This window comes from Pseudomonas sp. BNK-7, assembly GCF_048072025.1.
In the GTDB taxonomy this organism is placed as follows: Bacteria; Pseudomonadota; Gammaproteobacteria; order Pseudomonadales; family Pseudomonadaceae; genus Aquipseudomonas; species Aquipseudomonas danubii.
On the sequence record NZ_CP182252.1, the window covers coordinates 6,811,625 to 6,829,199 of the forward strand.

The 17,575-nt window shown below is 63.9% G+C and carries 18 protein-coding genes and 2 pseudogenes; 10 read left to right on the forward strand and 10 right to left on the reverse strand.

Annotated elements, in window-relative coordinates; translation table 11 throughout:
* Positions 1 to 6: 6 nt before the first annotated feature.
* Both ACMGF8_RS30835 and ACMGF8_RS30840 read right to left on the reverse strand, forming a co-directional pair.
* A complete protein-coding gene (locus tag ACMGF8_RS30835; RefSeq protein ID WP_108545186.1) occupies positions 7 to 486 on the reverse strand; it encodes a GNAT family N-acetyltransferase in 480 nt (159 codons plus the stop codon).
* A gap of 74 nt (positions 487 to 560) precedes the next feature.
* Complete coding sequence (locus ACMGF8_RS30840; protein ID WP_060841068.1) at positions 561 to 1,202, reverse strand: LysE family translocator; 642 nt, start codon at positions 1,200 to 1,202, stop codon at positions 561 to 563.
* Between the two features lie 242 nt (positions 1,203 to 1,444).
* Between ACMGF8_RS30840 and ACMGF8_RS30845 the strand changes: the two genes are divergently transcribed.
* The 4 genes from ACMGF8_RS30845 (at position 1,445) to ACMGF8_RS30860 (ending at position 5,830) form a co-directional block, all read left to right on the forward strand.
* The gene (locus ACMGF8_RS30845; protein WP_102860222.1) at positions 1,445 to 2,254 is read left to right on the forward strand and encodes an AraC family transcriptional regulator; all 810 of its coding nucleotides are present in this window, start codon (positions 1,445 to 1,447) and stop codon (positions 2,252 to 2,254) included.
* An 80-nt stretch (positions 2,255 to 2,334) separates the two neighbouring features.
* Positions 2,335 to 2,721, forward strand: coding sequence for a cupin domain-containing protein (locus ACMGF8_RS30850; protein ID WP_102860221.1), 387 nt, complete (start codon positions 2,335 to 2,337; stop codon positions 2,719 to 2,721).
* 257 nt (positions 2,722 to 2,978) lie between these two features.
* Positions 2,979 to 3,593: a biliverdin-producing heme oxygenase gene (locus ACMGF8_RS30855; protein ID WP_207815939.1), complete on the forward strand. Its 615-nt coding sequence runs from the start codon at positions 2,979 to 2,981 to the stop codon at positions 3,591 to 3,593.
* Entirely contained in the window at positions 3,590 to 5,830 is a 2,241-nt protein-coding gene (locus ACMGF8_RS30860) for an ATP-binding protein (protein WP_102860219.1), read from the forward strand. The genes ACMGF8_RS30855 and ACMGF8_RS30860 overlap by 4 nt, the downstream gene beginning before the upstream one ends.
* Positions 5,831 to 5,865: 35 nt before the next feature.
* On the opposite strand, the gene ACMGF8_RS30865 is transcribed toward ACMGF8_RS30860, so the two are convergent.
* Positions 5,866 to 6,765 carry a LysR substrate-binding domain-containing protein gene (locus ACMGF8_RS30865; protein WP_102860218.1) on the reverse strand — a complete coding sequence of 300 codons (900 nt, stop codon included), beginning with the start codon at positions 6,763 to 6,765 and terminating at the stop codon, positions 5,866 to 5,868.
* 102 nt (positions 6,766 to 6,867) lie between these two features.
* On the opposite strand from ACMGF8_RS30865, the gene ACMGF8_RS30870 reads away from it, so the two are divergent.
* Complete coding sequence (locus ACMGF8_RS30870) at positions 6,868 to 7,797, forward strand: DMT family transporter (RefSeq protein WP_102860217.1); 930 nt, start codon at positions 6,868 to 6,870, stop codon at positions 7,795 to 7,797.
* 7 nt (positions 7,798 to 7,804) lie between these two features.
* On the opposite strand, the gene ACMGF8_RS30875 is transcribed toward ACMGF8_RS30870, so the two are convergent.
* Positions 7,805 to 9,211: an MFS transporter gene (locus ACMGF8_RS30875; RefSeq protein WP_102860216.1), complete on the reverse strand. Its 1,407-nt coding sequence runs from the start codon at positions 9,209 to 9,211 to the stop codon at positions 7,805 to 7,807.
* A gap of 96 nt (positions 9,212 to 9,307) precedes the next feature.
* On the opposite strand from ACMGF8_RS30875, the gene ACMGF8_RS30880 reads away from it, so the two are divergent.
* Entirely contained in the window at positions 9,308 to 10,192 is an 885-nt protein-coding gene (locus ACMGF8_RS30880; RefSeq protein WP_102860215.1) for a LysR family transcriptional regulator, read from the forward strand.
* A 66-nt stretch (positions 10,193 to 10,258) separates the two neighbouring features.
* Here the strand turns inward: ACMGF8_RS30880 and ACMGF8_RS30885 are convergent, their stop codons facing one another.
* Positions 10,259 to 10,864 (reverse strand): flavin reductase family protein, encoded by a 606-nt coding sequence (locus tag ACMGF8_RS30885; RefSeq protein WP_102860214.1) that lies wholly within the window; start codon positions 10,862 to 10,864, stop codon positions 10,259 to 10,261.
* 161 nt (positions 10,865 to 11,025) lie between these two features.
* On the opposite strand from ACMGF8_RS30885, the gene ACMGF8_RS30890 reads away from it, so the two are divergent.
* The 3 genes from ACMGF8_RS30890 to ACMGF8_RS30900 all read left to right on the forward strand — a co-directional run bounded on the left by ACMGF8_RS30890 (position 11,026) and on the right by ACMGF8_RS30900 (position 13,400).
* Positions 11,026 to 11,799 (forward strand): SDR family oxidoreductase, encoded by a 774-nt coding sequence (locus tag ACMGF8_RS30890; RefSeq protein WP_102860213.1) that lies wholly within the window; start codon positions 11,026 to 11,028, stop codon positions 11,797 to 11,799.
* Between the two features lie 110 nt (positions 11,800 to 11,909).
* Entirely contained in the window at positions 11,910 to 12,815 is a 906-nt protein-coding gene (locus ACMGF8_RS30895) for a LysR family transcriptional regulator (protein ID WP_102860212.1), read from the forward strand.
* A gap of 57 nt (positions 12,816 to 12,872) precedes the next feature.
* Positions 12,873 to 13,400, forward strand: a complete 528-nt coding sequence (locus ACMGF8_RS30900) for a GNAT family N-acetyltransferase (protein WP_102860211.1) — start codon at positions 12,873 to 12,875, stop codon at positions 13,398 to 13,400.
* Between the two features lie 57 nt (positions 13,401 to 13,457).
* Here the strand turns inward: ACMGF8_RS30900 and ACMGF8_RS30905 are convergent, their stop codons facing one another.
* From ACMGF8_RS30905 to ACMGF8_RS30920, 4 genes and pseudogenes are all read right to left on the reverse strand, one after another.
* Complete coding sequence (locus ACMGF8_RS30905) at positions 13,458 to 14,018, reverse strand: methyl-accepting chemotaxis protein (RefSeq protein ID WP_416760410.1); 561 nt, start codon at positions 14,016 to 14,018, stop codon at positions 13,458 to 13,460.
* Positions 14,001 to 14,774: pseudogene (locus ACMGF8_RS30910) on the reverse strand (PAS domain-containing protein); the annotation flags it as partial. The pseudogene ACMGF8_RS30910 and the gene ACMGF8_RS30905, both read right to left, overlap by 18 nt.
* Before the next feature lie 190 nt (positions 14,775 to 14,964).
* The gene (locus tag ACMGF8_RS30915) at positions 14,965 to 15,498 is read right to left on the reverse strand and encodes a methyl-accepting chemotaxis protein (protein ID WP_240322062.1); all 534 of its coding nucleotides are present in this window, start codon (positions 15,496 to 15,498) and stop codon (positions 14,965 to 14,967) included.
* Positions 15,499 to 15,558: 60 nt separating this feature from the next.
* A pseudogene (locus ACMGF8_RS30920) lies at positions 15,559 to 16,335 on the reverse strand (PAS domain-containing protein); the annotation flags it as partial.
* A gap of 166 nt (positions 16,336 to 16,501) precedes the next feature.
* On the opposite strand from ACMGF8_RS30920, the gene ACMGF8_RS30925 reads away from it, so the two are divergent.
* Positions 16,502 to 16,996, forward strand: a complete 495-nt coding sequence (locus ACMGF8_RS30925; RefSeq protein ID WP_250329648.1) for a RidA family protein — start codon at positions 16,502 to 16,504, stop codon at positions 16,994 to 16,996.
* A gap of 16 nt (positions 16,997 to 17,012) precedes the next feature.
* Here ACMGF8_RS30925 and ACMGF8_RS30930 read toward each other — a convergent pair whose 3' ends face one another.
* Positions 17,013 to 17,345: a DUF2790 domain-containing protein gene (locus ACMGF8_RS30930; protein WP_102860207.1), complete on the reverse strand. Its 333-nt coding sequence runs from the start codon at positions 17,343 to 17,345 to the stop codon at positions 17,013 to 17,015.
* Positions 17,346 to 17,575: the final 230 nt, after the last annotated feature.

Below are 17,575 nucleotides of genomic sequence, written 5' to 3' on the forward strand. Positions count from 1 at the left end.
TTGGTTTCAGCTGGGGCTGTAGCGCAAATGGATCAACGCCACCCGCTCCTGCTCCTTGTTCTTGCGCTCTTCGATGGCGAACGGCACAAAACCCAGCTTCGGATAGAACAGCAAGCCCGCCACATTGCTGTTGAAGCAGGACAGCGTCACCTCGCTGGCCTGGTGCTTGCTGCGAGCGATATGGATCATCTGCCCGATCAGTTGCGCTCCCAGGCCCGCGCCGCGCACCTCTGGGTCGACGATGACATTGCCGATGGTGCAGGTGCCGCCACTGGCCCAGCGATAGAAGTTGGCAAAGCCCACCACCTGCCCATCCAACTCGATCACCGTCGAGTCGCTGCGCTGGGCGATGGAGTCACGCAACTGGTCGTGGGTCAGCGGCCAGGTGGCGGCAGGAAAGAAGAAATACAACTCCTGGGGATTGCCCACGAAACTGCAGATCCGCGCAATGTCCGCCTCTGCTACCGGGCGAAAAACAACAGCCATGTTCAGTCTCCTGATACGGGGACGGGTCGTCCTTGTTGGGGGGCGTATCCTGGCCAGCGCAAGGCGCCGGCCGCTCAACGGTTGGCCAGCAGATGCCCGCCAAACAGCACATAGCAACCACCAGCCAGACGGTCCAGCCAGCGACGGGCCCGGGCGTAGAACCCGGCCACCCGGCTGCTGGCGAAAAACAGCGCCACGCAGCAGTACCAGGACAGCGACAGGCCGGCCATGGTCAGCACCGCCAGTCCCAGCAGCAGAGGTGGCGGGGAGGCCGGCATCGACGTGGCAAAGATGGTGGCCACGAACAGCGCCGACTTGGGGTTGGTCATGTTGCCGAGAAAGCCCAGCCGGTAGGCCGAGAACAGGCTGCGCTCAGCATGGACCGCGCCATTGGCGGTTGGATTATCCAGGGCCGGTTTGCGCTTGAACTGCTTGAGTCCCAGGTAGATCAGGTAACAGCCACCGGCGACCTTGAACAACACGAACAGCGCCGGCGCCGCGCTGAACAGCGACTTGATGCCCAAGCCTCCCGCCAGCCCCCAGAGCACGGTGCCACTGGCCACCCCCAGGGAGGCAAACAGGCCATGGCGCCGCGAGCAGCTCGCCGCCAGTTGTGCTGTGGTGAAAAAGTTCGGTCCTGGGGTGATCACCGCCACGCTCCAGAGCAGGGCCAGCGACAACAGCGGGGCGAGGTAAACCAGGTATGAGACGTGCATGAGCGCAGGTGGCCATGAAGGGGATCCGGGTGAACGACGCTACTCCACTCGCGCCTGCCCAGGCAACCGCCGATTGGCCTCGCAATCCTGCTCAAGCCGTCGGCCGCCGCGCTGCGCCTGATCCATCCTGCAAGGCCCCCCTTCTTCCGGTAGAACTGCCACGGCGTGAGCCGAGGGGCAAGACAGCCAGCGCGCCCCTGAGTTAACGTACCGCCCTCGGCTTCATCCATCAGGACCGTTCCATGGCCAAACCCACCGCTGTCACCGACTGGGTTCACCGCGCGCCGCCCGCCCGGGGCCTGGAGCGCATCGAGGCGTATTTCGCCGGCCATGGCTATGACATGCACCGCCACGACACCTACGCCATCGGCCGCACCCTGCGCGGGGTGCAGAGTTTCCAGTACCGCGGCGGCTGGCGCCACAGCCTGCCTGGGGCCACCATGGTCCTGCACCCCGACGAGCCCCACGACGGCGAGGCCGGCACCCACGACGGTTTTCACTACCGCATGCTGTATGTCGAGCCGGCGCTGATCCAGCAGATCCTCGGCGGCCAGCCACTGCCCTTCATTGCCGGCGGCCTGTCCAATGACCCGCGGCTGTTCGCCGCCACCGAGACCCTGCTGCGCAGCGTCGACGGCCCCCTCGATCCGCTGGAACAGGAGGACGCGCTGTTCGACCTGGCCCACGCCTTGAACAGCGTGTCCGGAGTCCCGCGGTCCCGCCAGCGCTTCGACTACGTAGCGGCAGAACGCGCCCGAGAGTACATCCACAGCGCCCTGGACCGGACCCTCACCCTGGACGAGTTGGCAGCCCATAGCGAACGCGACCGCTGGAGCCTGTCCCGGGACTTTCGCCTGCTGTTCGGCACCAGCCCCTATCGCTACCTGAGCATGCGCCGCCTGGACCTGGTCCGCGCCCTGCTGGTGCAGGGCCAGTCCCTGGCCAATGCGGCGCTGATGGCGGGTTTCTCCGACCAGAGCCACATGACCCGACAGTTTCGCCAGACCTACGGCCTGCCTCCCGCTCGCTGGCTGAAGATGCTCGGCCGCTGAGCCACACACGATCGTTCAAGAAGCCGGCGCCCCTAGCTGTTTACCCTCAGTGCTCATTCATCACTGAGGTGGACCGCAACATGCAAAACCCTGCCCCGCAAGACGCCTACCAAAGCATCAACTTCGCCAACAAACTCGGCCTGTTCAGCGAACACTGGACCCCCAAGGTGATCGCCGAGATGAATGACTACCAGTTCAAGATCTCCAAGCTGCAAGGGGAGTTCGTCTGGCACAGCCACGCCGACACCGACGAAACCTTCATCGTGCTCGACGGCCTGCTGCACATCGACTTTCGTGACGGCCAGGTGTCCATCGGCAGCGGCGAGATGTTCGTGGTGCCCAAGGGCGTCGAACACAAGCCCTGGGCCGAGCAGGAGGTCAAACTGCTGTTGATCGAGCCCAAGGGCGTGCTCAACACCGGCGATCAAGGCGGCGAACGTACGGCACAGAACGACGTCTGGATCTGACCCCGGCCCGAATCTGCAAGGTGGAAAAGGGAATTTCCACCGCACCGGCGAGGTCAGACGCTTTGACACGCCACTCAATCAACGCTGCTGACCGACCGACGGTGTGACAAAACCCCTACGTCGAGGGAAAAAGCACGGGTAAAGTGACGCTCCGATTTTTTCTGTGCGATGGCTCTATCGCGGGGATGCCAGCCTGGCCCCGGCTTTTGATGACGCCCATGGCGCGTCCACTACCTGTTGCGACCCCTGATCCCTGCATGCCGACACCGCACCAAGCCAGCACCACGCCCACCCTGCTTCAAGACCTGCGCACCGGCACCGCGACCTTGCACGTTGTCCTGGAGAAACGCCTGCCGTTCTTCTGTGAGCGGCTTGATGCGCCCTGGTATCGACGCCTGATCCAGGCCTATTACGGCTTCTATCACCCCTTGGAAGCGACCCTGCAGAACAGCGGCCTGATCCCTGCGGGCTATGACCTGAGCCAACGCCTGAAGACCCCGACCCTGTTCGGGGATCTGCGTGCCCTGGGCTTGGATGTCGCCAGCATCGAGGCCCTGCCCCGCTGTGAGCAACTGCCGCCTCTGGCCAGCGCCGGGGCCTGCCTGGGCGTGCTCTACGTACTGGAAGGCGCGACCCTGGGCGGACAGATTCTGCGCCGGGAAATGGCCCGGCGCCTGGATCTGGATGCCGACAACGGCGGCGCCTTTCTCGACGTCTATGGCACTGCCACCGGGCGGCGCTGGAAGGACTTTCTCGACTACCTGGGGCGCATGCCCGAAGACGCGAGCACACGCCGACACTTGGTCAGCGCCGCGCAATCCACATTTGCCTGTTTCGAACGCTGGCTCGACCGCCGCGAGGTGCTGCTATGACCCCCCAAGAATCCCAAACCTTCGAACAGTTGCTGGCCAATTGCGCCAACGAACCCATCCACTCTCCGGGAGCGATCCAGCCCCACGGTGTGTTGCTGACCCTGTGCGAACCGCAACTGCGCATCCAGCAGATCAGCGCCAACGTCGAGACCCTACTGGGCCAGCCCGCCGATTCGCTGCTGGGTCACCCCCTGGAGCAGTTGCTGGGAGAAACAGACGCTCAACGCATCCGTGAAGTGCTGCAACAGGATCAGCTGTTCGATGCTCCGCCGCTGCACCTGTCACTCAACGGAACACCTTTCGAAGCCCTGCTGCATCGCCATCAAGGGGTGCTGATGCTGGAGCTGGAAATCCAGCCCGATCACCCACAGCACCAGCACCTCAAGCAACAGACCGAGAATCTCGGGCGCCTGCTGCGGCGCCTGCAAGCGGCCAGGACCCTGCACGAGCTGTACGCCATCAGCGTCAGCGAGATCCAGGCCATGACCGGCTACGACCGGGTGCTGATCTACCGCTTCGAGGAGGAAGGCCACGGCCAAGTGATCGCCGAAGCCACCCGCCCCGACATGGAGGTGTTCAACGGCCTGTTCTTCCCCGCCTCGGACATTCCCCAACAGGCCCGCGAGCTGTACCGCAGCAACTGGCTGCGGATCATTCCCAATGCCGACTACCAGCCGGTGCCGCTGCTGCCGACCCTGCGCCCGGACACCCAGCAGCCCCTGGACCTGAGTTTCGCCACCCTGCGCAGCGTGTCGCCAATTCACTGCCAGTACATGAAGAACATGGGCGTGCTGTCGTCCATGAGCATTTCCCTGCTCAAGGACGATCAGCTCTGGGGCCTGATCAGCTGCGGCAACCGCCAGCCGCTGCTGGTGCCCCACGAACTGCGCATAGCCTGCCAGACCATTGGCCAGGTGCTGTCGTTGCAGATCAGCGCCATGCAAGCCCTGGACCTGAGCCGGCAGCGGGAAGAGAAAGTCGCCGCCCTGGCCAGCCTCGACCAGGCCATGCGCGACGCCAGCGGCAGCGTCTTCGACGGCTTGACCCAGGCGCCGCAGGTGCTGCTGGACCTGACGCAAGCCGGCGGTGTGGCGATCATCGAGGACAAACAGTTGCACTGCTTCGGCCAGTGCCCGCCACAGGACGAAATCCGCGCGCTGCATCGCTGGCTGCAAGGCACGGGGGAAGCGGTGTTTGCCAGCCATCACCTGGCCAGCGTGTACCCGCCGGCGGCGAGTTATCAACAGGTCGCCAGCGGTGTCCTGGCCATGAGTCTGCCCAAACCTGTGGATAACGGCGTGCTGTGGTTCCGCCCGGAGGTGAAGGAAAACATCCACTGGAGCGGCAACCCGCAAAAGCCCCTGGACCTGGAAAACTCCGACGCTGGCCTGCGCCTGCGACCGCGCACCTCGTTCGAGATCTGGAAGGTGGAAATGGCCGGGATCTCCAGCAAGTGGAGCCACGGCGACCGCTTCGCCGCCAACGATCTGCGGCGCTCGGCCCTGGAACACGACCTGGCGCGCCAGGTCCTGCGTGAACAACAGGCCGTGCGCGCCCGGGACGAGCTGGTGGCGGTGGTGTCCCACGACCTGCGCAACCCGATGACGGTGATTTCCATGCTCTGCGGCATGATGCAAAAGGCCTTCAGCTCTGACGGCCCGCATACGTCACGACGCATTTCCTCGGCCATCGACACCATGCAACAGGCCGCCAGCCGCATGAACAACCTGCTGGAGGACTTGCTGGACACCTCGAAGATCGAAGCCGGGCGCTACAGCATCGCGCCACAGCCGCTGGAGGTGAGCCAGATCTTTGAAGAGGCCTATTCGCTGCTGGCCCCCCTGGCCCTGGACAAGGCCATCGACATCAGCTTCCACGCCGAGCCCGAGCTGACCATCCATGCCGATCCCGAGCGGTTGTTCCAGGTGTTGTCGAACCTGGTGGGCAACGCCATCAAGTTCACCCCCAAGCAAGGCAAGGTCGGGGTGGTGGCGATGTCCGACGGCGAGCAGATCGTCTTCAGCGTCCGCGACACCGGGGAAGGCATTCCCGCCGACCAGTTGCCGTTCATCTTCGACCGCTACTGGACCCTGAAGGAAGGCAACCCCAACGGCACCGGCCTGGGGTTGTACATCACCCAGGGCATCATCCAGGCCCACGGCGGCAAGATCGAGGCCCACAGCGAACCGGGCAAGGGCAGCGAGTTCCGCTTCAGTGTGCCCCGCGCCAGCCTCTGATCAAGGCAGCGGGGCTGGCACACCGCCCCGGGCGCTCATTCACTCGCCTGCGCCACCAGCCAGTCGCGAAACAACTGGCCGCTGGCAGACAGGCGCTTGTGCCGCACATGCACCAGAAAATCTGCCTGCCCGGTGCGAAACGCCCACTGGCCGACGCGCTGCAACTCGCCTTGCGCCACCAACTCGCTGGCCATGAAATCCCAGCCCAGGCCCACCCCCATACCCTGCTGCACGGCGCTGAACATCAGCGTCAATTGATTGAAACCCATGGCCCCTGGCGGCGCGCTGTAGTCCAGGCCGAAATGCCGGAACCAGTCGCGCCAGTCGATGCAGTTCCAGGCCGAGGCATCCAGCTGGATCAAGGGCAGCTCGGCCAGTTGCGCCAGCGCGTCAATAGCCGGCAACTCCAGGCGCCGGCTGGCGATGGGATAGACCATCTCGGCGAACAACGGCGTAGCGGTCAGGGACGACCAATGCCCGGCGCCGTAGAGAATGGCGAAGTCGTGTTCGGCCACGCTGGACTCGTCCATGTCGTTGTTGGCGTGGATGCTCACGGTGATGTCCGGGTGCTGTTTGTTGAACGCCAGCAAGCGCGGAAACAGCCAGAACTGCGCCACTGCATGGGTGCATTGCACGGTGACGGTGTTGGCATCGCGCCCGGCCCGCAGGCGACTGACGCTGCGCAGTAACGCCTCCAACTGAGTGCTGACCTCGGCGAACAGCGAGGCACCGCTGGCGGTGAGTTTCACCCCCCGGGCCTGACGCTCGAACAGCTCAGTCTTGAGCGACAGCTCCAGGGCACGGATCTGCTTGCTCACTGCGCTCTGGGTCAGGCACAGCTCGGTGGCGGCGCGGGTGAAACTGGCGTTGCGCCCCACCGCCTCGAAGGTCACCAGGGTTTCCAATGGTGGCAAATGACGGGCAAAACGGCTCATCAGGCATTCCCCAGAAGAATAGGTAGGTGCCTATATATCCTTTGTCCACTCGGTCAGCAATGACTAGGCTGCGCGCTTTGCTGAATCGCTGCGAGTGTGTGCATGAAACGCGGAGTTGCTTACGCCGCCCTGGCCGGTGCGGTCTGGGGCCTGGCCATTGTGGTGCCCAGCCTGTTGCCGGAGTTCAGTCCGCTGATGCTCAGCTGTGCCCGCTTCACCCTGTATGGTGCATTCTCCCTGCTCCTGGCTGCGCCCCAGGCCCGGGAGCTGCTGCAACGCCTGACCTGGAGCGATGCCGGGTTGCTGGTGAAGCTGGCGCTGACCGGCAACCTGATCTATTTCATGCTCCTGGCCAGCGCCATCCAGTGGGCCGGGGTAGCCAGCACCGCGCTGATCGTCGGCCTGCTGCCACTGACCATTACCCTGGCCGGACGCGGCGACGCCGACGCCGTGCCCTTGCGCCGCCTGCGCTGGCCCCTGCTGCTGGTGTTCGCCGGCATCTGCTGCATCAACCTAGACACCCTGCTGACCGCGCCTGGCGATTCACCCGAGCTGGGCCAGCGCGCCCTGGGTCTGCTCTGCGCCTTTGGCGCCCTGCTGTGCTGGACCTGGTTCGCCACCGACAACGCCCGCTACCTCAAGGGCAGCCGTTTCAACAGCAGCCAGTGGTCGACCCTGTGGGGCATCACCACTGGGCTGATGAGCGCTCTGATCTGGCTGCTGGCGGAGGCTTTCTCCCTGCCGGGCACCCAGGTCGAGGCCAGCGAGCAACGCTGGATGCTGTTCTGGGGCCTGAGCCTGTCCAGTGCCGTGCTGGGTTCCTGGTTCGGCAATCGCATGTGGAACGCCTCGACCCGGCGCTTGCCGCTGACGCTCAGCGGCCAGTTGATCGTGTTCGAGACCCTGTTTGCCCTGCTGTACGGTTTTATCTGCCTGCAACACCTGCCGAGCCTGCTGCAAAGCTCGGCGGCCCTGCTGTTGCTGGCCGGGGTGCTGTGGGCCGTGCGCCGCCACTTGCCCCAGCCCCACTGAACGCGCCTCAGCCCTGGGCCACGGAACAGGCCGGCAATGCCGGTGAGACCCGGGGCAAGCGCAGCGCCAGCAGGGCCCCGAGCAAGGCCAGCAGGGCGCTGGCCGCAGTGGCCATTTCAATGCCATGAGCCTGATTGCCCTCAGGGCTCAAGGTATTGGCCAGGGACACCAGCAGCGCCAGCCCCAGGGCCCCGCCGATTTGCTGACTGGTGGAGGCCACCCCCGCTGCCACCCCTTGCTCGGACGCTGCGATACCCTGCCCGGCCGAGACCCACATCGAGGTCCAGGTCATACCCTGGCCGATGCTCATGACCACGATTCCCGGCAACAGGCCGACAAAACCGCTGCTGCCGGGCAAGGCCAGGTACATCATGCCGATGCCCAGCGCCCCGAGCAGCAAGCCGCTGACCAGGGTCGCCCGCAAGCCGATGCGCAGCAGCGCCCGTTCCGCCACCCAGATCCCGGCTGTGCACAGCAGGGTCGAAGGCAGGAACGCCAAGCCGCTCTGCAACACGCTGAACTGGTAGACCTGTTGGAAATACAGGCTGAGAAAGTAGTACTGCACGCCGAAGCTGCTCATGAACAATGCAGTAATCACCATGGCCATGCGCAGTTGTGGATAACCCAGCAAACGCAACGGCATCAGCGGGTCCGGGCTGCGCTGTTCGAGTCGGACAAACAGCCAGAGCAACGCCAGGGACAGCATCAGGCAAGCCAGGGTCGCCGGCGCGGTCCAGCCCCACTCCGGCCCCTGAACAATGGAAAACACCAGCAAGGTGCCCCCCAGGGTCACGGTCAGGGCACCGCGCAGATCGAACTGACGGCCACGCGGGCGCGCCGGGTCGGCGGGAATCCAGCGTCGGGCCATCAGTGCGCAGGCACCGGCCAGGGGCACGTTGACCAGGAACACCGCTTCCCAGCCCCAGTACTGGGTCAACACCCCGCCCAGCAAGGCCCCCAGGGCCAGCCCCGCCGCCGAGGCCGCGCTCCACACCGCAAAGGCGCGGTTACGGGCCGGGCCTTCGGCGTACCAGGTGTTGATCAGGGCCAGGGTGGCCGGGAACAGCATCGCCCCGCCCACGCCCTGCACGGCCCGGGCCAGCACCAGCAACAGGGCGCTGCCGCCCAGGCCGCCGGCCAGGGACGCCAGGGCGTACAGGGACTGGCCAATGATGTAGAAACGCCGCTTGCCCAACAGGTCCGCCGCACGCCCGCCCAGCAGCAGGAAGCCGCCAAAGGCCACACTGTAGGCGCTGACCACCCACTGCAATTGCTGGGCGGAGAACCCCAGACGCTGGCCAATGTCCGGCAGGGCAACAAAGACGATGGTGGCGTCCAGGGCGATGATCAACTGCGCGGTGGCCAGCAGTAACAGCATCCAGCCCGACGGCTTGGCTAACGGGGTCGCGGACATTGCGAAAATCCTTGTCTGAAATAGGCGGCGCCCAGTGTCATCGATGCCGTTTAAATGATAAATACGCCACTTCCTCTTTCAGTAATGACTTTAATCATGGATCTGAACGCCCTTCGCCTGCTGGTCCGGGTGGCCGAGACCCGCAGTTTCACCCGGGCCGCCGGCGACCTGGGGCTGACCCAATCCGGCTTGTCCCGGGCCATTTCCCGCTTGGAACAGCAACTGGGCGTGCGCCTGCTGCAACGCAATACCCGCAGTGTCAGCCTGACCCCGGACGGCCAGGTTCTGGTGGACCGGGCAGGACCGCTGCTGGCAGAACTGGCCCATACCGAGCACTTGCTGCTGGACCGCCGGGACTCTCCCACCGGAGCGCTGAAGATCAGCACCCCTTCACTGTTCGGGCGCAAGGTGGTGATGCCGGTCATTGGCGAGCTGACCACCCGCTATCGCGAATTGAGCATCGAGGCGGTCATGACCGATCGGGTGGTGGACATCATCGACGAAGGCTTCGACGCGGTGCTGCGTACCGGGGTGATCAACGACCAGCGCCTGATCGCCCGCCCCCTGGCGCCCCTGCGCTGGGTAACGGTGGCGGCGCCGGCTTATCTGCAGCGCCATGGCACGCCCCGGCAACTGGCGGACTTGCAGCAGCACAACTGCCTCACCGTGCGCAACCTGCGCAGCGGCCGCCTGGTGGACTGGCAGTTCATGGACCAGGGCAAGCCTCTGGACCTGGCGGTGCAGGGGCGGCTGATCTTCGACATCGGCGATGCCCTGGTGGACGCGGTGCTGGGCGGCTTCGGCATCGCCCAGTTGATGGAGTTCGCCGTGCGCGATGCCATCGACGCAGGCCATCTGGTGCCGATTCTCCAGGCCCATGACGGGCGCTGCCGGGAACTGTCCCTAGTCTACCCGCCCTCACGCCAATGCTCGCCGAAACTCAACGCCTTCGCCGACGCCCTGGGCCAGGTGAGCTGGTAGCCAAGACCCGGTCGGCGGCAGAGCGCTGGACTTGCAGGTGCTGGATCACGCCCAGCAGACGTTGACTCAAACCCCACCGGCCTGGGGCAACTGACGACCATCAACGGCGTCGCCAATGGTCAGGAAATGCCCACCCGCTACATGGTGCAGGGTGCGCAGCGAGTCCTGACCCTCGAAGTGCCAACGCCCTTCGCTGAACACTCGGGCATCGGCCTGGGCCGCAATCACCTCACCGAGGAACAGGTCGTACTGCTGGTGATTGTGGGGCTCGGGCAACAGCCGGCATTCCAGCCAGGCCACGCAACCTTCCAGCAGCGGAGCCTCAAGGGCCTGGCCGGCAAAGGTCGACAAACCATAGGCGCAAAACTTGTCGCGCCCGGCGTGGTGCAGCTCCAGTCCGGAGCTGTTGCCCAGGCTCTGCACAATGTCCACTTGAGCGGCGCAGGGCACGTTGAGGACGAAGGTGCCCGAAGCCTCCAGCAGTTGCCGGGTCCAGGTGGACTTGTCGAGCACCACGGCAACTTTCGGCGGCTCGAAATCCAGGGGCATCGCCCAGGCCGCGGCCATGATATTGCGCTGGCCGCCATGGGCCGCGCTGACCAGCACCGTAGGACCGTGATTGAGCAGGCGGTAGGCCTTTTCCAGAGGGACCGAACGACGAAATGCAGGCATGGCAGGCTCCTGAAAAAAATCCGATTGTAGCCCTATCCAGCCCTCGGGCAGACCGCGGCATTGGATGGATTTTCTGGATAATCCGTCCAGCCGCCGACGGCTTATCCGCGCCCTTCCAAAGACTAGACTCAGCCTTCACCAATCGTCGAAGGAGTCGCACCATGGCCGATCATTCCCTGAACAACAAAGTCGTGCTGATTGCCGGAGGGGTGAAAAACCTCGGCGGCCTGATTGCCCGTGATCTTGCCAGTCACGGGGCCAAAGCCGTGGCCGTGCACTATAACAGCAGCGCCAGCCAGGCCGACGCCGAGCGTACCCTGGCGGCGCTCAAGGACCTGGGGGTCGAGGCCCACGCCTGGCAGGCCGACCTCACCAGCGCCAGTGCCGTGGAGCGTCTGTTCAGCGAGGTCAAGGCGCGTTTCGGCAAGATCGACATCGCCATCAACACCGTGGGCAAGGTGCTGAAAAAACCCATAGTCGACATCAGCGAAGACGAGTACGACCAGATGTTTGCGGTCAATGCCAAGAGCGCGTTCTTCTTTATCAAGGAAGCCGGCAAACACCTGGAGGACAACGGCAAGCTGGTGACCCTGGTGACGTCGCTGCTGGGAGCCTTCACCCCGTTCTATGCCGCCTATGGCGGTTCCAAGGCCCCGGTGGAACACTTCACCCGGGCCGCCGCCAAGGAGTTCGGCGCCCGCGGCATCTCGGTCACCGCTGTCGGGCCAGGCCCCATGGATACACCGTTCTTCTACCCTGCCGAAGGGGACGACGCGGTGGCCTACCACAAGAGCGCTGCGGCCCTGTCGCCTTCGAGCAAGACCGGACTCACTGATATCGAGGATGTGGTGCCCTTCATTCGTCACCTGGTGACCGAGGGTTGGTGGATCACCGGTCAGACCTTACTGATCAACGGCGGCTACACCACCAAGTAATCCTGGCGCCCAAGGGGTAAATTGGCCTGCCGAGCCGCTGCATCGATCGCCTCGGACGATGCCGCGATCCATTGCCGCTCGGCGTCCCCCGGACCAGGATCGTTCATACGATGGATAAGCTTGAACAATACCGCGTGTTCATCCAGGTGGCCGACATGGGCAGCTTCATCAAGGCCGCCCATGTCCTGGAACTGCCACGGGCCACCGTCTCCTCCGCCGTGCAGCAACTGGAAACCGGCCTCGGCACGCGCCTGCTGCACCGCACGACCCGGCATGTGCAATTGACCGCCGACGGCGCCATCCTTCTGGAGCGAGCCCGGCGTCTGCTGGCGGATGCATCCGAACTCAGCCAACTGTTCCAGCATCGCCAGGTGGATGTCAGTGGACGTTTGAACATCGACGTACCCAGCCGCATCGCCCGGCGCCTGATCGTGCCCGCCCTGCCCCAATGGCTGGCGCAATACCCCGGCCTGCAACTGGCGCTGGGGGCCTGCGATCGCAGCATCGACCTGGTCCAGGAAGGCATCGACTGCGCGATCCGCGTCGGCAGCCTGGCGGACAGCAGCCTGATCGCCCGTCCCCTGGGACGCCTGGCGCTGATCAACTGCGCCAGCCCCGCCTACCTCGCCGAACATGGCGAGCCTCACAGCCATCAGGACCTGCAGAACGGCCAGTGGATGGTGGGCTACGCCTGCCCGGACACGGGTCGAGAGCTGCCCTGGGAATACCTGCAGGAAGGTCGCGAGCACCTGCTGGGCCTGCCCAGTCGGGTGATCGTCAACAACGTCGAGAACTACATTGCCTGCTGTCGCCAGGGCCTGGGGCTGATCCAGGTGCCGCGCTTCGATGTGCAGCATCTACTGGAGCGCGGCGAACTGGTGCAGGTGCTTCATGACCTGCCGGTGGCGCCCATGGAAATCAGCGCACTGTACCCCGACCGCCGCCATCGCTCGCGCCGTCTCAATGTGTTCATCGAATGGTTTGCCGAACTGATCAAACCGCACCTGGAGACTTGAAGCCGACCTGCAGAACGTGAGATGAAGGCGCCTTCAACGGATTGAGGCCACCGGACCATGACGCACCTGTACATCACCGCCCCGCAGCCTGACGACGTGCATGAACTGCTAGCTTTTGAACAAGAGAACCGCGCTTTTTTCGAGACCTCGATCAACGCCCGACCCGCCGCGTACTACTGTGTCGAAGGCGTCGCCGAAGCCATCGCCCAGGCTCGACAGGACGCCGAAGCGGATCGCGGCTATCAATTCCTGATCCGTGAAAACTCACAGCTGGTGGGACGCATCAACCTGCACCGGGTGCAGCGCGCCTACTTCAATTGCGCCGAACTGGGCTATCGAGTGGGCGCCCGCTTCAACGGCCGCGGCATCGCCAAGGCGGCGGTGGAGCAAGTCCGGCAACGGGCCTTCGGGGAATTGCAACTGAGCCGCATCGAAGCCAACGCCCGCCCGGAGAACCTCGGCTCGGTGCGGGTACTGGAGGCATCAGGGTTCTCCTGCTACGGCCATTCACGCCGCAGCTTCCTGCTGCACGGGCAGTGGTTCGACCGTTTGCATTACGAATGCCATGGGCCGTTGCAACACTGAAACCCTCCGCGTCCGCTGGGCCAGGCGGACGCGAAACTTGAACCCTCAGCGTGACACTCAGCTGGACAGCTGACTGGCGAACTGCCCCACCGCGCCCACCACTTTCTGCGCACCGTCCTGGATCTCGACAATCACCGCGCCGGCCTCCGCCGCCAGGGTCAGGCCCTGCTCGGCTTGCTGGCGACCTTCGGCCATCAGTTCCACCGCCGAACGGGCCATGTCCTGGTTGTGCCGGACCACACCGACGATTTCGTCGGTGGCGTTGCTGGTACGCGAGGCCAGTTGCCGGACCTCGTCGGCGACCACGGCGAAACCGCGCCCCTGCTCACCGGCCCGAGCGGCCTCGATCGCCGCATTGAGGGCCAGCAGGTTGGTCTGCTCGGCAATCCCGCTGATGGTCTTGACGATGCTGCCAATCACCAGGGACTGCTCGTTCAGGGCTTCAATACCGTCACCGGCGTCTTGCATGCACTTGGCCAGGTCACGCATCACGTCCAGGGTTTGAGTGACCACCGCCGAGCCGCGCTGGGCGCTGGTATCGGTTTGGCGGGAGATGCTGTAGGCGATGTCGGCAGCCTCGGCCACCGAGCGTTCCTGGTTCACCTGCTCGGTGATCACGGTGGCGAACTTCACCACTTTGTACAGCTGGCCGTTGGCATCCAGCACCGGGTTGTAAGAGGCGTCGAGCCACACGACACGCCCCTGGCTGTCGATACGCTTGAAGCGGTCGGCGACATACTCGCCAGCGTTCAGGCGCGCCCAGAACTCCTGGTACGACGGCCCCTCATATTCCTGGGGTTCGCAAAACAGACGGTGGTTCTGGCCCTGGACTTCATCGAGGCGGTAACCCATGCAGGCCAGAAAACGCGGGTTGGCGGTCAGCACCCGGCCTTGCAGATCGAACTCGATCACCGCAGTGGAACGCAGCAACGCCGCCATCAGGTTTTCATGCTCGCAGGCGCTTTCCACCGACGCCGTCTGGTCGCTGCAGATCAGCGAGTAGTGGTCCAGGCGTCCGGCGCTGTCATGGACCAGCTGCACGCAGGTATGCAACCAGGCGTCGCGGCCGTCGCCCCGCTGCAGGCGCAACTGGCCGATGTAGCCTTCGTTGCGCCCCAGGGCCGCCTGGAAAGTGCGATACAACTGCGTCGCCTGGGTGTGGCGCGACACAATCTGCTCCAGGGGCTGCCCACAGAGCTGTTGGCCATCAAGGCCCAGGGTGCGTGTGAAGTTCTGGTTGACCCGACGGATCACCCCCTCGCCGTCCAGTTCGATGCTGAGCACCTGGGTTTCCAGACAGGCCTTGAATTGCTGCAGAGCATTCAGCTCGTCGCTCAAGGTGGCAAGCTGTTGCTTCAAACGTTTGTTGAACATGGATACACCGACAGACTAAGAGTGGATACAGCGACCCTCTTGCCATCGGCGCTGCCTGACCTTTCTCCAAGCCATGCCCAGCGTTTCAGAATATTCTTAAGACCTCTTCGGAAATTTCCTCAAGGCCATCGGAGCCGGCGAACGCCGTGCCCAGAGGATGAACGGTGCCCCGTCACCGGGGCCCCATGACTCAGGTCGACAGTTGATTGGCGAACTGACCCACCGCGCTCACCACTTTCTGTGCGCCGTCCTGGATCTCGACGATCACCGTGCCGGCTTCTGCGGCCAGGGCCAGGCCCTGCTCGGCCTGCAGCTTGCCTTCGGCCATCAACTCCACGGCTTCACGGGCCATGTCCTGGTTCTGCCGGACCACGCCGACGATTTCTTCGGTGGCCTTGCTGGTACGCGAGGCCAGTTGCCGGACCTCATCGGCGACCACGGCAAAACCCCGTCCCTGCTCACCGGCACGGGCTGCCTCGATCGCCGCATTGAGCGCCAGCAGGTTGGTCTGCTCGGCAATTCCGCTGATGGTCTTGACGATGCTGCCAATCACCAGGGATTGCTCGTTCAGAGCGCCGATACCCTCGCCGGCCTCCTGCATGTGTTTGGCCAGATCACGCATGACGTTCACCGCCTCGGTGACCACCGTGGTGCCACGCTGGGCGCTGTTGTCGGTCTGCAATGAGGTGCTGTAGGCAATGTTGGCCGCTTCGGCCACGGCCATTTCCTGATTCACCTGATCGGTGATCACCGTGGCGAACTTCACCACCTTGTAGAGCTTGTTGTTGGCGTCCAGCACCGGGTTGTAGGAGGCCTCCAGCCAGACCACCCGGCCATGGGCATCGATCCGCTTGAAGCGTTCAGCGATGAATTCCCCGGCATTCAGCCGTCTCCAGAACGCCTGGTAGGCCGCGCTGTTGTACTCCTCCGGCTCACAGAACATGCGGTGATGCTTGCCCTTGATCTGCGCCAGGCTGTAACCCATCCCGGCCAGGAAACGGTCATTGGCGGTCAGCACATGACCATTGAGATCGAACTCGATCAGCGCGGTGGAACGCATCAGCGCGCCGATCAGGTTCTCGTGCTCGCGGGAGGCCTCGATGGTGCGGGTCAGGTCGCTGGAAAAGATCGCGAAGTACTTGATCCGGCCCTCTGAGTCGCGAATCGGCTGGGAAATGGCGCGCAGCCAGGCTTCCTCACCGTTGCCCCGCAGCAAGCGCACCGCCCCGGCAAAATGCTCGCCCCGGGCCAGGGTCGCCTTGAAGCGCTGATGGAACTCGTCGTGCTTGACGTGTTCCGGGACGATGTCCTCCAGGGCACGGCCCACCAGATCGCCTCCCTTGTAGAGCATTTCCTGGGCGAAGTTGTGGTTGACCGATTGAATCCGTCCATCGGCGCTCAAATTGATCACGAGCATCTCGCTTTCAAGACTTTCCTTCACTTGCTGAAGGCTCGAGAGTTCTTCACGAAGCGCCGACAACTCTTGCTTCAAGCGTTTATTGAACATGAGGATGCACCGGGGACGGGGGACTGAAAAAATGGGCTGCTTTGGGCCTAACATCGGCCCTGAAAGAATTTTCTTAATAGCAACTGCGACTTGTCCGACCAAAAAATTTCAACGGCAGGCAAAGCCCGTCGATACGGGGCTTTCGCCGAAGATTCATCGCCGCGCTGGAGCGCGTATAGTCGGCTTCTGGAAATTCCACGGCGATCGACGGAGTTGGACTATGGACGCAACACGCAAGGCACTTTTCCAGCAGGCGGCAGCCCGGATCGGCCACAGTTTCGAAGGCGAAATGCGCATTGGCGGCAACTATGTGCCGGCGGTGCGTAACGGTGATGAGGTCTATGTCAGCGGGCAGATCCCGCGCATCGACAACACGGTGATGGTGGTCGGCCGGGTGGGCGCCGAGACGTCCCTGGAGCAGGCCCGGCACGGGGCACAGATTTGTACCCTGCGAGCCCTGGCGATCCTGAAACAGATGCTCGGCGACCTGCAGCGGATCAAGCGCATTCTGCGAATCAACGTCTATGTGCAGAGCGCGGCGGACTTCACCCAGCAGAGCGAAGTGGCGGATGGCGCCTCAGAGATCCTGTATTCGGTGTTTGCCGAGGCCGGCGTGCACACACGCACTTCGCTGGGGGTCTATCAGCTGCCGAAAAACGCCTCGGTGGAAGTCGACATGATCGTTGCCCTGCACCCCGAACCAGGCGACGCCTGAGGGCACGACACCAGAGTCAGCTGCCGTTGTTGCGGCACTGACCCACCACCTGATATTCGATGGTCTTGAGCTGACCGGCGGAGTCTTCATACGTCATGCGCGAGGGCACCACCTCGCAGGACTTGGCCGCAGGCGTCACATTGACCACCCTGGCGATATCCAGCGCCATGCCATAGCGGTAGCTCTGCACCACCGGTGCCGGTTTGCCCTGGCTCGCGGCATAGCGCTCCATGGCCTTCTGGTTCTCCAGCATGGCGCGGGTAAAGGTGCGATCACCACCGCCCTCGGCCAGGGCCAGGGCAGAAATGGACAGCAGCAACGCGGCGATACTCAAGTTGAAAAGCTTCATGACAGTTTCCTCGTCCAGTTGACTCCAGCGAGGATAAGGAACCGACCCTGTCAGAATGATCGCGGGCACATTACTTATCTGTAATGCCCCTTCAGGCAACTTCCCCCCCCATTGCCATCGCCCCTGTTCATGGGGGTTTCAGAGGCTTTGGCCGAGCGTTACCAGCGTCCTTTCTTGCACAATTGTAATCACCGGGTCACCTCGCCGTTATCGACTGTTTGCAACTATCG